Below are 13,732 nucleotides of genomic sequence, written 5' to 3' on the forward strand. Positions count from 1 at the left end.
TATCGTAGCGCAAACCGCCGCGCGCTTTGGCGGCAAGCTACCGCAGGAGCTTTCAGACCATGCTTGACATCAAATGGATTCGCGACAACCCGAAGGCCCTTGTCGAGGCGCTGGTCAAGCGCTCGTGGTCGGTCGAGGAAGCGCAGTCCACCGTCGATGACCTGATCGCCAGGGACGAGGCGCGGCGCGAACATGTTACCGAGCTGCAGACCAAGCAGGAACGCCGCAACGCCGCCTCGAAAGAGATCGGCAATGCCATGCGTTCGGGCGATGCCGCCCTTGCCGAAAAACTGAAAGCCGAAGTCGGTGAGATAAAAACCTTCATCCAGAACGGCGAGGCGCGCGAGCGCGAGCTCGACAAGGCGCTTAACGACGCGCTGGCGGTGCTGCCCAATGTGCCGCTCGACGATGTGCCGGTCGGCAAGGACGAGCACGACAACGTGGTCAAGCATATCGTCGGCAAGGTGCCGACCCGCCCGAACTGGGTGAAGGAGCATTTCGAGATCGGCGAAGCGCTCGGCATGATGGATTTCGAGCGTGCGGCAAAGCTGTCGGGCTCGCGCTTCACCGTGCTGAAGAGCGGGCTGGCGCGGATGGAACGCGCGATCGGCCAGTTCATGCTCGACCTGCACACGACCGAGCATGGCTATGAGGAAGTCATCCCGCCGCTGATGGTCAAGGACGATGTTCTTTTCGGCACCAACCAGCTGCCGAAGTTCGAGGAGGATCTGTTCTTCACGCCGCATGGAGATGGCAGGCTTGGCCTGATCCCCACCGCCGAAGTGCCGCTCACCAACCTCGTGCGCGAGGAGATCACCGCGCATGAGAAACTGCCGTTGCGCTACACCGCGCTGACGCCGTGCTTCCGCTCGGAGGCCGGCTCGGCAGGGCGCGACACGCGCGGCATGCTGCGCCAGCACCAGTTCTACAAGGTCGAGCTGGTGTCGATCACCGACCAGGAGTCCTCGCTCGCGGAGCATGAGCGGATGACCGAGTGTGCCGAGGAAGTGCTGAAGCGGCTCGAATTGCCGTTCCGCACCATGGTGCTGTGCACCGGCGACATGGGTTTTGGCGCGCGAAAAACCTATGACATCGAGGTGTGGCTGCCCGGCCAGAACGCCTATCGCGAAATCTCGTCCTGCTCTGTCTGCGGTGATTTCCAGGCCAGGCGCATGGACGCCCGCTACAAGGACAAGGACGGCAAGGGCAACCGCTTCGTCCATACGCTGAATGGCTCGGGCACCGCTGTCGGGCGCGCGCTTATCGCCGTCATCGAAAACTACCAGAACGAGGATGGCAGCGTAACCATTCCTGAAGTGCTGCGGCCTTACATGGGCGGTCTGGAAAAGATCGAATCGAAATAATGCGTATTCTCCTGACCAATGACGACGGCATTCATGCCGAGGGCCTGGCGTCGCTCGAGCGCGTCGCGCGCACATTGTCCGACGATGTCTGGGTGGTGGCGCCGGAGCAGGACCAGTCCGGCTATGCGCACTCGCTGTCGATCTCGGAGCCGCTGCGGCTGAGGAAAATCGGCGAGAAGCACTTTGCCGTGCGCGGCACGCCGACCGACTGCGTCATCATGGGCGTGAAGAAGATCCTGCCCGGCGCGCCCGACCTGATCCTGTCGGGCATCAATTCCGGCGCCAACATCGCTGACGACGTCACCTATTCGGGAACCGTCGCCGGCGCGATGGAGGGCGCGTTGCTCGGCATACGCTCGATCGCGCTCAGCCAGGGCTACAGCACTGTCGGCGAGGACCGCGTCGTTCCCTACGAGACCACCGAGGCGCTGGCGCCGGCGCTGCTCAAGAAACTCGTCGCGACGCCGCTGCCGGACGGCGTGCTGCTCAACGTCAATTTTCCGAACTGCCTGCCTGAAGAGGTCGCCGGCACGGTGGTCACCTCGCAGGGCAAGCTCGTACACAGCCTGTGGGTCGAGGAACGCCGCGACGGGCGCGGGCTGCCGTACTACTGGCTGCGCTTCGGCCGCGAACCCGTCGAGGGCAAGCAGGGCACCGACCTTTTTGCGCTGCGCAATCGCCTGGTGTCGGTGACGCCGTTGCAGCTCGACCTCACAGCGCATGAGATTCGTGACCAGCTGAGCAAGGCCCTTGCATGAACCTGCCGATCGATGACCGAGAAGGATTTGCCGCCTTCCTGCTGCGCCTGCGCGGCAGGGGGACCGTGCCGAAGGCGCTGATCGCGGCCTTCGAGGCGACACCGCGGCGCGGCTTCCTGGCCGCCCAATTCCATTCCATCGCCTGGTCGGACCGCATGCTGCCGATCGAATGCGGCGAAGCGATCGAGGGCGCGGACATGCAGGCGGCGGTGATCGCCGCACTCGCCATCGAAGTCGGGAATCGCGTGCTCGAGATCGGTACCGGCTCCGGTTATACGGCAGCGGTGATGTCGCGCCTGTCAGGCCGGGTTGTCACCATCGACCGCTACAAGACGCTGGTCGAACAGGCGCGGCAGCGCTTCGAGGCGCTCGGCATCGGCAACGTCATCGCGCGCCAGGTGGATGGTTCCTCCGGTTTGGCCGCAGAAGGCCCGTTCGACCGGATCGTCGCCTGGGCCGCCTTCGACAGCCTGCCGCGTTTCCTGCTCGACCAGTTGTCGAGCGGCGGCATCGTGATCGCGCCGATCGGACCGGAGGAGGGCGAGCAGGTGCTGGCCAAGCTCACCAAGGTCGGCAGCCGTTTCGAGCGCGAGGATATCGGCCTCGTGCGCCTGCAGCCGGTATTGCGCAGCCTGGCGGCCGTTATCTAGGGATTGTCCATGTCAGCCGGCCTGCAACGGCGGCTGCGCGTGCCTCTATATGGGCAGTCTGGGCGGCCTCAAATATTTTAAGAAATTTTGCGTCTGATTCTAAGGGGTTAACCGACCAGTAACATTAACGCGCTTTAATCCTGTCCAGTTGGTGCAGAGTTTGTGCGGGTTAGTGCGATGCAACTCAGTGTTTTGAAGGCAAACAGTCGCAATTTGGCGCGGGGCTGCGCTGTTCTCATGATCGCGGGTGCCGCGGCTGGGTGCAGCTCGCAAGTGTCGCGGTTCAACGGCGTCGACGACGTCTTCACCTCCTCGACAAACAATCAGCGCGCCATCATCAACAAACAGGATGCCGTGCAGCAGCCCTATCCGGGCGATGTCGCGGCCGCGCCGGTCGATGGCAGCCACACGCAGTCGGTCAGCCGCTCCAGCCTCGAACCGGTGTCGACGCGGCCGCTGCCGCCACCGGTCGCCCAGGCGCAGCCCGCTCCCGCGCTGGCACCCGCCGCCAATCCGGTGCGTGTTGCATCGGCGCCCGCTCTGGTGCGCCCGGCACCGCAGGTCGACCGGACGGCGACCGGCACGGTTGCTCCCGCGGCCAAGCCCTTCAAGGATGCCCAGCCCGACGCCAAGGCAGCCGGCACGGCGCATGCCACCGAAATCGTCGTCAGGGACGGTGAAACGATCTCCGGGCTGGCGCAGCACTACAAGGTGCCGGCCGACGTGATCATGAAGGTCAACGGGCTGAGCGCGACCAAGGGGCTGAAGACCGGCCAGAAGATCATCATTCCGGCCTACGCCTATTCCAGCAAGGCCGAGCCCAGGGTTGCCGACGCCAAGCCAGCCAACGGCAAGCGCGACTTGCCGGCCACCGCGCCGGAAAAGGTCGCCGTGCTGCCGCAGCAGCCGAAGCTCAAGGAGGGCAAGTCAGCCGCGCAGGTCGATGCTTCGGCCGCGGCGAACAAGCCCAAAGACAGCAAGCCCGCGCCGCAAACGGCCGCCGCCGCGCCCAAGGCCGGCGCCGGCGCCTATACGGTGCAGTCGGGCGATACGCTTTCCTCGATCGCCAGGAAGACTGGCGTCGGGGTTGTCGCCATCAAGCAGGCGAACGGCATGCAGGACGGCTTGCTGAAGATCGGCCAGACGCTGAAGGTGCCGGCCGGCGGAACGGCCACGGTGGCCGCCGCAAAGCCTGCGGCGGTAGACCCGGTGACGACAGCCACGACGCAGCCGACGGCCAAGACGACGCCGTCGCAAACGCTGGCTTCCTACACGCCGCCGAAGAAAGACGCCAAGGTCATCCAGCAGGCCGAGGATGACGACGCTGTGGCGCCGGACGCCACCGGCATAGGCAAGATGCGCTGGCCGGTGCGCGGCCGCGTCATTTCCGGCTTCGGTTCCGGCAAGGACGGCGTCGACATCGCCGTGCCGGCAGGCACGCCGGTCAAGGCGGCCGAGAATGGCGTCGTCATCTATGCCGGCGACGGCCTCAAGGAATTCGGCAATACGGTGCTGGTGCGGCACGAGAATGGCCTGGTCACCGTCTACGGTCACGCCAGCTCGATCGAGGTCCAGCGCGGCCAGAAGGTCAAGCGCGGCCAGGAGATCGCGCTGTCGGGTATGAGCGGCACGACGGACTCGCCGAAGCTGCACTTCGAAGTGCGCAAGAACTCGGCCCCGGTCGATCCCTCCGGCTATCTCGAATAGTTGGGGCTATTTCGAATAGAATAAAAAAAGCGATTTGCGGGCCGCCTGACCTCCAGTCCGGCCCGCCGGCTCAGCCCGCCCCGCAAGGAGCGGGCTTTTTCAGTTGGTTGCTGGATGCACGTCGTTGTCTCAATGTATGTTGTCGTTCCAAAACCGGGGCCGCAGTCAGAAAAGCGGTTATTTGCATTTTAACTAATGTAGAGGAAAGTCATTCTCGACGCTCTGCAAGGAGAGTGGAATGATTGAATCTGTCGAAGAGGATGAACTTCCGTCCGCCAGCCCAACGCATCGCTGGCAATCGCATGTACGAGCAACTGCTTTAATCGTTGCGCCGGTCATTTCGATCGCAAGTGCCGCTTTGGCCGGCTATTTCTCCTATGCGGTGATCAATACCAAGCCGCCCACAGACATGTCCGAGCTGGCCATTTCCATCCTGAAATCAGGTGATGCTTCACCAGAAATGCAGGCCTGGGCGACCGATACACTCGGGATACAAACCGATATTCCCATGGTTCTGGGAAGCATAAAGCCTGTGCGGGAATGAACACGATATAGAAACCGGCGTCCCCGGACGGGTCGGCCACGAAACTTTTGTGGCCGGCTCCTGCCGTCACTCGGTGAGCCGGGCCTAATCCTTCAACGGCTTGCCGAGCCGGCCTGCGAGGTCCTGCGTGAACTGCCAGGCGACGCGGCCCGAGCGGCTGCCGCGTGTCGTCGCCCATTCCAGCGCCTCGGCGCGCAACTGCCCGGGGTCGATGTCGAGCCCATGATGGCTGGCGTAGCCGTTGACCATTTCGAGATATTCGTCCTGCGAACATTTGTGGAAGCCGAGCCACAAGCCGAAGCGATCGGAGAGCGAAACCTTCTCCTCGACCGCCTCGGACGGATTGATGGCGGTGGAGCGCTCATTGTCGATCATGTCTCGCGGCAGAAGATGGCGGCGGTTCGACGTGGCGTAGAAAATGACATTGGCCGGGCGGCCTTCGACGCCGCCTTCGAGTGCTGCCTTCAACGATTTGTAGGAGGTATCGTCATGGTCGAAGGAGAGGTCGTCGCAAAACAGGATGAAGCGGTAAGGCGCGGCCTTCAGCAGCGTCATCAGCTTCGGCAGCGTATCGATGTCCTCCCGATGGATCTCTATCAGCTTGAGCGGGCGGTCGAGTTTCGGCGAGGCGTTGATTGCGGCATGCACGGCCTTGACCAGCGACGATTTGCCCATGCCGCGCGCGCCCCACAAAAGCACGTTGTTGGCGGCATAGCCGGAGGCGAAGCGTTCTGTGTTGTCGACGAGGATGTCGCGCACACGGTCGACGCCGCGGATCAGGCCGATGTCGACGCGGTTCACCTTGCGCACCGGCTCCAGGTAACCCGGATCCGCCTGCCAGACGAAGCAATCGGCTCCGCCAAGGTCGGTTTCGGGCACAGGCGGCGGGGCGAGGCGGCTGACCGCCTCGATCAGGCGGTCGAGTTTCTGGTTCAATGCGTCGATGCTGGTATCGGTCATCTCAGGTCTTTGCTCTGGTTCCGCGAGGGAAGGTGTGGCCGGGTTCGATCCCGACGGTTTCGAAACTCGCTGCAACCGTTTGTTACAGCGCGATCTTTTGCGAAAACCCGCTCGCGCTTTTCGCGGTCATGCTCTAACACGGGCGAACAGGCCGGAAAAGCAGCCGATTTGCCCGGCCACGCAGTTGCATTGGCAACTTTACCGACTATATTCCGGCCAAATTTCGCGGGGCTGCCAAATCCACTGAACCGTTTGGCGGCTGTTTTCAAAATTCAGGAGTACCTCGATGTTCGTGACACCGGCATATGCCCAAGGCATTGGGGCTTCTCCCGACATGTTCATCAGCATTTTGCCGTTCGTCCTGATCTTCGTGATCATGTATTTTCTCATCATCCGGCCGCAGCGCACGCAGCTGAAGAAGCGCGGCGAGATGCTGGCGGCCGTGCGCCGCGGCGACACGGTCGTCACCGGCGGCGGCTTCGTCGGCAAGGTGACCAAGGTGATCGACGACCATGAGCTCGAGATCGACCTCGGTGGCGGCACGAAGGTGACGGCGTTGCGCTCGACGATCGCCGACGTGCGCGTCAAGGGCGAGCCGGTAGCGAACCAGAACGCCAAGAAATAACCAAATTCCAGGCGGAGCGATCCGCGGACGGGGCCCTGACAAGCGACGGCATATGTCTCATTTTTGGCGCCTGAAGATGATGCTGACGTGGCTTGCCGTAGCCACGATGACCGTCTTCGACGCGTCCAACCTTTTCGCCGCCAGTCCGCATGCCATGCGGCCCGAGCGGCCTGCCGACAGTCCGGCAGTCGTTCGAGCAGGGCAAGACGGTTCGCATCTCCTGCTCCATCTGGTGGTGGCGGATGTGATCGACGGCCGGCTGAAGATTGCGCGTGGCGATGTCCGGGCGCTTCTGATGGAGGCCAGGATCGGCTACACGGGGCTTGCTGTGTCGGGCAGGACCTTGCAGGTGCGCATCACGAATCCGGCTCAGCTTGAGGCGGCAAAGACAGCGCTCAAGACGGTAACGGATGTTGCCCCGGACAGCCGCGTTCAGGAAATGACGCTGGATTCCGGCAAAGCCGGCTTGCTCAAATTCACGCTGACGGATGCGGGTTTGAAGTATCAGACCTCTAACGCGATTTCTCAGTCGATTAAGGTCATCAAAAATCGTCTCCAAGATCTGCGTGTCGCCGGCACGGTGGCCCAACCAGCGGACCAAGACGGCATAGTTGTTCAGACGTCAGACATCGCCGATCGGCAAACGCTGGAAAAAATTCTCACCCGGCCTGGTCGCCTGAGCTTCCATTTGGTTGACCTTTCGATGCCGGTGAACGATGCGATCAGCGGTTCCCCGCCTGTTGGCTCGCTGGTGGTGTATACGCAGGACGATCCGCCGGTTCCTTACCTGGTCGAGAATCGGGTCATTCTCTCGGATAAGGACGTGCTCGACGCCCGCCCAACTTACAGTGGGCAGCAAAATGACGAACCGGTTGTCGTGTTCCGGTTTGGCGCCAAAGGCGCGGCACGGTTCAAACAGGTTACAACGCAAAATGTGGGCAAGCCATTGGCTGTGATCCTGGATGACCACGTGATTTCAGCACCTGTCATTCGCGAGCCCATCGATGGTGGTTACGGTCAAGTCTCGGGCAATTTCACTGTCCGGGAAGCCAACACCATCGCCATGCTGTTGCGAACCGGCCCATTGCCGGCAAGATTGACAATCGCTGAAGAAGCACGATAGGGCCGGCCGTGCTCAGAATGAGAAACGGGCCCGCGAACCGAACCGATGGCGGAATGCTGCCGCTTGTACGCCTGAACGGATAAGAACTGATGCTTTATTTCTCGCGCTTCAAGATGATCCTGATCTGGCTGGCCGTGGCCGCCACAGTGGTCCTCGCCGCGCCCAATCTCATTCCCGCAAGCACGCTGGCGCAGCTTCCGAGCTGGGTGCCCAAGCGGCAGATGACGCTCGGCCTCGACCTGCAGGGCGGCTCGCACATCCTGCTCCAGATGGATCAGAACGATCTGGTCAAGGCGCAGCTGGAGACGACGCGTGACGAGATCAGGACGCTGCTGCGCGAGGCCAAGATCGGCTATACCGGCCTGGCGGGCACGGGCAGGACCGTACAGGTCCGCATACAGGACCCGAACCAGCTCGATGCGGCCAAGACGGCACTGAAGCCGCTGACCGATCCGGTCGCCGCAAGCCTGTTCACCGGCGGGTCCGTCCAGGAGATGGCGCTGGATGATTCCGAGCCCGGCCTGCTCAAATTCACCGTCACCGACGCCGGCATAAAATATCGCACCTCGGCTGCGTTGGCACAGTCGATCGAAGTCGTCGAACGCCGCGTCAATGAACTCGGCACCACCGAACCGATCGTGCAGCGGCAGGGCGATGACCGCATCCTGGTGCAGGTGCCCGGTTTGCAGGACCCGCAAAGGCTGAAGGAAATCATCGGCCAGACCGCCAAGCTGACCTTCCAGATGGTGGACCAGTCTATGCCGGTGCAGGATGCGCTGAAGGGCCGTCCGCCGGCCGGTTCATCGATCCTCTATTCGCAGGACGATCCGCCGGTTCCCTACCTGATCGAAAACCGCGTCATCGTTTCCGGCGAAGACCTCTCCAAAGCGACCGCAACCTACAACTCGCAGACCAACGAGCCGGTGGTTTCCTTCACCTTCAACTCGCGCGGCGCGACACGGTTCGGGCAGGCGACATCGCAGAATGTCGGCAAGCTGTTCGCCATCATCCTCGACAACCAGGTGATTTCGGCACCGCAGATCCGCGAGCCGATCCTGGGCGGCAGCGGCCAGATCTCAGGCAATTTCACGGCCGAGAGCGCCAATGACCTCGCGGTCCTGCTGCGCGCAGGCGCGCTGCCGGCAAAGCTGACCGTGATCGAGGAGCGCACGGTGGGTCCGGGCCTCGGCCAAGATTCGATCCATGCCGGCAAGGTCGCCGGCATCATCGGCTCTATCCTTGTCGTCGCCTTCATGTTCGTCGCCTACGGCTTCCTCGGCTTCCTCGCCAACATCGCGCTGGCGGTGCACGTGGCGATGATCGTCGGACTGCTATCGCTGCTTGGCGCGACACTGACCTTGCCAGGCATTGCCGGTATCGTGCTGACCATCGGCATGGCCGTCGATTCCAACGTGCTGATTTATGAGCGCATCCGCGAGGAGCGGCGCGCCGGACGCTCGGTGATCCAGGCGATCGACACCGGCTTCTCGAAGGCGCTGGCGACGATCGTCGATTCCAACGTCACCTCGCTGATCGCGACCGTGGTGCTGTTCTATCTCGGAACGGGCCCGGTGAAGGGCTTTGCCATCACCTACGCCATCGGCATCCTGACCACGGTGTTCACCGCCTTCACCTTTACCCGGCTGCTGGTGTCCATCTGGCTGCGCCGCGCGCGCCCGAAGGAATTGCCGCGGGCGCCGGTAACCTTCATTCCGCCCGGCACGAAGATCCCGTTCATGGGCATCCGCCGCTGGACCTTCGCGCTGTCGAGCCTGCTGTCGGTCCTGTCGGTGGTGCTGTTCATGACCGTCGACATCAATTACGGCATCGATTTCAAGGGCGGATCGCTGATCGAGGTGAAGTCCAAGAGCGGCAATGCCGATCTTGCCGACATCAGAGCCAGGCTCTCGGAACTGAATATCGGCGAAGTGCAGGTGCAGCAGTTCGGCGAGCCGAATGACGTGCTGATCCGTGTCGGCACGCAGGACGGCGGCGAGAATGCCGAGCAGACCGTCATCGACAAGGTGCGCGGCGAGTTGCAGGACAATTACGATTTCCGCCGCGTCGAGGTGGTGGGACCGACCGTGTCAGGAGAACTGGCCAAGCAAGGCACGATCGCCATGCTGGTCGCGCTGGTGGGTATCCTGATCTATGTCTGGTTCCGCTTCGAATGGCAGTTCGCGGTCGGCGCCATCGTGGCGACGGTCCATGACGTGGTCATGACCATAGGCTTCTTCGTTATAACCGGGCTGGAGTTCAACCAATCGTCGCTGGCGGCGATCCTGACCATCATCGGCTACTCGCTGAACGACACGATCGTGGTCTATGACCGCGTTCGCGAGGATCTCAGGAAATACAAGAAGATGCCGCTGCCGCAGCTCCTCAACAACGCCATCAACGAGACGCTGTCGCGAACGACGCTGACCTCGGTGACGACGATCCTGGCGCTCCTGGCACTGGTGCTGTTCGGCGGCGAGGTGATCCGCTCGTTCACGATGGCAATGCTGTTCGGCGTCATCTTCGGCACCTATTCGTCGATCTTCATCGCCGCGCCGCTGCTGATCCTATTCAAGCTGCGGCCGCAGGCCACGAGCTCGGACGAGGAAAAGCCGGTCGGCGGCGGCAAGGCGGTCGCGACCTGACGCGCGACCCGAAGGGCGGATCGGCAGGGATGGCCAAAGGCATCGTCATCCGCGAGGCGCATTTCCCCGGCCGCGCCCCTATCGAGGCGTATGGCAATGGCGGCTTCCGCTTCGCCGACATGTCGCATCGCGGTTCGCTTCTGTGCCTGCCGTCGGGTATCCATGGCTGGGAGCCGGCGGACCCATCTGCGCTGACGGTGGCGGATTTCGAACGGCTGCTGGCCCAGGCCGAGAAGATCGAAATCCTGCTGGTCGGCACGGGCAAGGATTTACGACCCTTGCCGGCGGGGCTTCGCGCCGCCTTGAAGACCGCGGGCATAGCCGCCGACCCGATGGCGACCGGTGCAGCGGTGCGGACATATAATGTCCTGCTCGCAGAGGATCGCGCGGTAGCCGCCGCGCTGATCGCCGTCGACTGACGTGGACCAAAAGGGCGAAATCGTCATGGGCGCCGTGCGCGCCGCCGACCATGACCGCTATCTCAGCGCGCTCTACGCGCCGACGGACAAGCGCGAAGCGCTGTTTTCGCTCTACGCCTTCAATGCCGAAATCGCGGGCATTCGGGATCGCATCCGCGAGGCCTTGCCGGGCGAGGTGCGGTTGCAATGGTGGCGCGATGTCATCGCAGCCGAAGGGTCCGAGACGGGCCATCCGATCGCGGATGCGCTGAAGGCCACGATTTCCAGGTACGGCCTGCCGAAACAGGCATTCGAGAATATGCTCGAGGCCCGCATCTTCGACCTCTATGACGACCCGATGCCGTCGCGAACCGATCTCGAAGGCTATTGCGGCGAAACGGCAGCCGCGCTTATTCAACTGGCGGCAATGGTGCTGGATCCAGGAGTGGCGCCACGTTTCGCCGAACTGGCCGGTAGGGCCGGTTGCGCGCAGGCGATTACGGGACTGTTGCTCCTGCTGCCGCTGCACCGCAGTCGCGGACAGTGTTTTGTTCCGGCCGATATCCTGGCCGCGGCGGGTTCGTCTCCGGAGGAATTCGTCACCGACGATGGTGGACCAGGTGCGCAGCGCGCCGTCGCCGCCATGATCGCGCTGGCGCGGGAGCATCTCTCGGTCTTCGAGAAAGGCGCATCGGATTTGCCGGCTTCACTGCGCCCGGCCTTTCTGCCGCTGGTCCTGTCGCGAGCCTACCTGACGAAAATGGAACGCGGTTCGCCGCTCGACGGCACGGTGCGACTCTCGACCATGCGCCGCCACTGGCTCATGCTGCGTCGCGCGATGGCGGGCTGGCCAGCAGTTTGACGTAAACGTCAATTGTGCTAAGGGATCGTTCAACCGGGAACTGTTGCCAAGACAACAGGCCGGCTGGAGGAGATGCCTGTCCATGAGCCTGCCCGTGCTGGTCGTGATCGTCGTATTCGGCATCGCGTTGTCGGTCGCCGCCGTTCATTTCACCGGCGGCAGCCGCAAGGCCAGGCTGGCCGATGCAGAGCAGGCGCGAGAGCGTTTTGCCGAGGATTTTCCGGATGAACCGGCGGCCGCCATCCACCTCACATCCGATGGCCGAACCGCGTTCCTGGAACTCGGGCGAGGGCGCCTTGGCATCGTCCATGCCATCGGAGATCGTTTCCTGACGCGTATCATCACGCCGCGCGATGTATTGGCGCGGAGTGACGATGGTGCCGGGACGATTGCGCTGCGCCTTGCCGATTTCACCTGGAAAGGCGGTCACTTCACCTTCGCTAACGCTGCCGACGCGCACGCTGTACTAAGAGTTCTTCAGCCGCAGCATCCTAGTTCGACCAAGGAGGCCGCGTGATGGGCGATTACAATTTCCCGCAGGTTACCCAGCTCGCCATCCCGTTCTTCGTTGCCGCCATCCTGATCGAGCTGTGGCTGGTGCGCACCGGCCGGGCCAAGGGCTCGTTCGAGACGCACGACACGCTGACCAGCCTGATGATGGGCACCGGCAATGTCGTCGCCGGGCTGCTGCTCGGCGTCGTCTCCTACTGGGCGCTGCTGTGGCTCTGGCAGTTCCGTTTCTTCAACCTCGGCCTGTCGATCTGGGTGTTCCTGGCGGCCTTCCTGCTCGATGATTTGCGCTACTACATCTACCACCGCATCGCGCATCGGGTGCGCTGGGTGTGGGCCGAGCACGTCAACCACCATTCCAGCCAGCACTACAATCTGTCGACGGCACTCAGGCAGAGCTGGACGGGCCTGTTCACCTTCATGTTCGTGCTGCAGGCGCCGCTGGTGCTGCTCGGCTTCCATCCGGCGGTGATTGCCTTCACCTTCGGCTTCAACCTTATCTGGCAGTTCTGGATCCACACCGAGACGATCGGCAAGATGTGGGGCTGGTTCGAATTCGTCTTCAACACGCCCTCGCACCACCGCGTCCACCACGCCACCAATCCGCGCTACCTTGACGCCAACTACGCCGGCACGTTGATCATCTGGGACCGCATGTTCGCCACCTTCGTCGAAGAGTTGGAAGAGGACCGCCCGCGCTACGGCATCGTGAAAAATCTTGGCACCTTCAATCCGCTGAAAGTGGCTTTCCACGAATGGATCGGCATGTTCAGGGATGCCTTCGCACCTGATCTGACCCTGAGCGACCGCCTGAACTACCTGATCAAGCCGCCCGGCTGGAGCCATGACGGCTCGCGCGAAACCTCCGAGAGCCTGAAAGCAGCCTATGTCAGGCGAAATCCGGGTGAGGCCGGGAAGCCCGGGCTGCGACCGGCGCGTGCCGAGCCGGCCGAGTAGTTATTTCGTAGCCCTTTCTAGGAAAGGCCACTCGATCCGCCATCTCGCATCAATGTCTCGTAGTCGCGGCCACTGTAGAAGATGTTGACGACGCGAATGATGTCGCTCTCGATTATAGGCTATGACGGCGGAGTGCTCGAACGGAACGGTTCGCAGTCCCGGCACGATGTCGTCGCGCAGGCGACCGCCACGAGGTGCGTTGCCGATGTTTTGACAATGGTCTTCAATTCGAAGCACGAATCTCAGCGCCGCGTTGGGGCTTCCGCCCGACTCAACTATGTATCTGAAAATGTTGGTAAGATCGTCTTTGGCACTTTCGCGATACTCGACCTCAAGCCGCCGAATCATCAATGCGGCTCGAATATTGTTCAGCGAATTTCTTAAGCTGCTCGCGAACCTCTTTTCCGGAAAGGTTCGGCCTTGTGTCCTCAATCGAAGATTTTACCCGCGCCCTGATCGACGCCATGCGCTCGGCATGCTCTTCCTCTTCGCGCTGGAAAGCGCGGAGCGCGGCGCGAATGACTTCGCTTGCCGAGCCGAAGGAACCGTCCTCGACTTTTTCGCGGATCATGCGCGCCATGGCCGGCGTGACGGTGACGGACAGTTTCTCGGCTGTTTCCATGCAATGACTC

The 13,732-nt window shown here is 62.5% G+C and carries 15 protein-coding genes; 12 read left to right on the top strand and 3 right to left on the bottom strand.

The window, feature by feature from the left end:
- Positions 1-59 precede the first annotated feature (59 nt).
- The 5 genes from serS to FJ946_RS21075 all read left to right on the top strand — a co-directional run bounded on the left by serS (position 60) and on the right by FJ946_RS21075 (position 5,023).
- The gene (gene serS, locus FJ946_RS21055; RefSeq protein ID WP_140564097.1) at positions 60-1,364 is read left to right on the top strand and encodes a serine--tRNA ligase; all 1,305 of its coding nucleotides are present in this window, start codon (positions 60-62) and stop codon (positions 1,362-1,364) included.
- The gene (gene surE, locus FJ946_RS21060) at positions 1,364-2,122 is read left to right on the top strand and encodes a 5'/3'-nucleotidase SurE (protein ID WP_140517122.1); all 759 of its coding nucleotides are present in this window, start codon (positions 1,364-1,366) and stop codon (positions 2,120-2,122) included. Before serS ends, surE begins: the two co-directional genes overlap by 1 nt.
- On the top strand, positions 2,119-2,772 hold the full coding sequence (locus FJ946_RS21065; protein WP_140495769.1) for a protein-L-isoaspartate(D-aspartate) O-methyltransferase: 654 nt from the start codon (positions 2,119-2,121) through the stop codon (positions 2,770-2,772). Before surE ends, FJ946_RS21065 begins: the two co-directional genes overlap by 4 nt.
- Before the next feature lie 177 nt (positions 2,773-2,949).
- Positions 2,950-4,479: a LysM peptidoglycan-binding domain-containing M23 family metallopeptidase gene (locus FJ946_RS21070; protein ID WP_140564096.1), complete on the top strand. Its 1,530-nt coding sequence runs from the start codon at positions 2,950-2,952 to the stop codon at positions 4,477-4,479.
- A 238-nt stretch (positions 4,480-4,717) separates the two neighbouring features.
- Positions 4,718-5,023 (top strand): hypothetical protein, encoded by a 306-nt coding sequence (locus tag FJ946_RS21075; RefSeq protein ID WP_140521031.1) that lies wholly within the window; start codon positions 4,718-4,720, stop codon positions 5,021-5,023.
- A gap of 84 nt (positions 5,024-5,107) precedes the next feature.
- On the opposite strand, the gene FJ946_RS21080 is transcribed toward FJ946_RS21075, so the two are convergent.
- Positions 5,108-5,983 carry an ATP-binding protein gene (locus tag FJ946_RS21080; protein WP_140561514.1) on the bottom strand — a complete coding sequence of 292 codons (876 nt, stop codon included), beginning with the start codon at positions 5,981-5,983 and terminating at the stop codon, positions 5,108-5,110.
- 286 nt (positions 5,984-6,269) lie between these two features.
- Between FJ946_RS21080 and yajC the strand changes: the two genes are divergently transcribed.
- The 7 genes from yajC to FJ946_RS21115 all read left to right on the top strand — a co-directional run bounded on the left by yajC (position 6,270) and on the right by FJ946_RS21115 (position 13,100).
- On the top strand, positions 6,270-6,608 hold the full coding sequence (gene yajC, locus FJ946_RS21085) for a preprotein translocase subunit YajC (RefSeq protein WP_140495773.1): 339 nt from the start codon (positions 6,270-6,272) through the stop codon (positions 6,606-6,608).
- Positions 6,609-6,684: 76 nt separating this feature from the next.
- Entirely contained in the window at positions 6,685-7,731 is a 1,047-nt protein-coding gene (locus tag FJ946_RS21090) for a hypothetical protein (protein WP_140564095.1), read from the top strand.
- Between the two features lie 89 nt (positions 7,732-7,820).
- Positions 7,821-10,373 (top strand): protein translocase subunit SecDF, encoded by a 2,553-nt coding sequence (gene secDF / locus FJ946_RS21095; RefSeq protein ID WP_140495775.1) that lies wholly within the window; start codon positions 7,821-7,823, stop codon positions 10,371-10,373.
- 29 nt (positions 10,374-10,402) lie between these two features.
- Positions 10,403-10,792: an Mth938-like domain-containing protein gene (locus FJ946_RS21100; RefSeq protein WP_140495776.1), complete on the top strand. Its 390-nt coding sequence runs from the start codon at positions 10,403-10,405 to the stop codon at positions 10,790-10,792.
- A 25-nt stretch (positions 10,793-10,817) separates the two neighbouring features.
- Positions 10,818-11,633: a phytoene/squalene synthase family protein gene (locus FJ946_RS21105; protein ID WP_140564094.1), complete on the top strand. Its 816-nt coding sequence runs from the start codon at positions 10,818-10,820 to the stop codon at positions 11,631-11,633.
- A gap of 82 nt (positions 11,634-11,715) precedes the next feature.
- Positions 11,716-12,150 carry a type II secretion system protein gene (locus tag FJ946_RS21110; protein WP_140521028.1) on the top strand — a complete coding sequence of 145 codons (435 nt, stop codon included), beginning with the start codon at positions 11,716-11,718 and terminating at the stop codon, positions 12,148-12,150.
- Positions 12,150-13,100, top strand: coding sequence for a sterol desaturase family protein (locus FJ946_RS21115; RefSeq protein WP_181167636.1), 951 nt, complete (start codon positions 12,150-12,152; stop codon positions 13,098-13,100). The genes FJ946_RS21110 and FJ946_RS21115 overlap by 1 nt, the downstream gene beginning before the upstream one ends.
- On the opposite strand, the gene FJ946_RS21120 is transcribed toward FJ946_RS21115, so the two are convergent.
- Together FJ946_RS21120 and FJ946_RS21125 are read right to left on the bottom strand one after the other, a co-directional pair.
- On the bottom strand, positions 13,101-13,448 hold the full coding sequence (locus tag FJ946_RS21120) for a type II toxin-antitoxin system RelE/ParE family toxin (protein ID WP_318013603.1): 348 nt from the start codon (positions 13,446-13,448) through the stop codon (positions 13,101-13,103).
- Positions 13,432-13,722: a type II toxin-antitoxin system ParD family antitoxin gene (locus FJ946_RS21125; RefSeq protein ID WP_140564092.1), complete on the bottom strand. Its 291-nt coding sequence runs from the start codon at positions 13,720-13,722 to the stop codon at positions 13,432-13,434. The genes FJ946_RS21120 and FJ946_RS21125 overlap by 17 nt, the downstream gene beginning before the upstream one ends.
- Positions 13,723-13,732 lie beyond the last annotated feature (10 nt).

This window comes from Mesorhizobium sp. B2-4-7, assembly GCF_006442685.1.
Classification (GTDB): domain Bacteria; phylum Pseudomonadota; class Alphaproteobacteria; order Rhizobiales; family Rhizobiaceae; genus Mesorhizobium.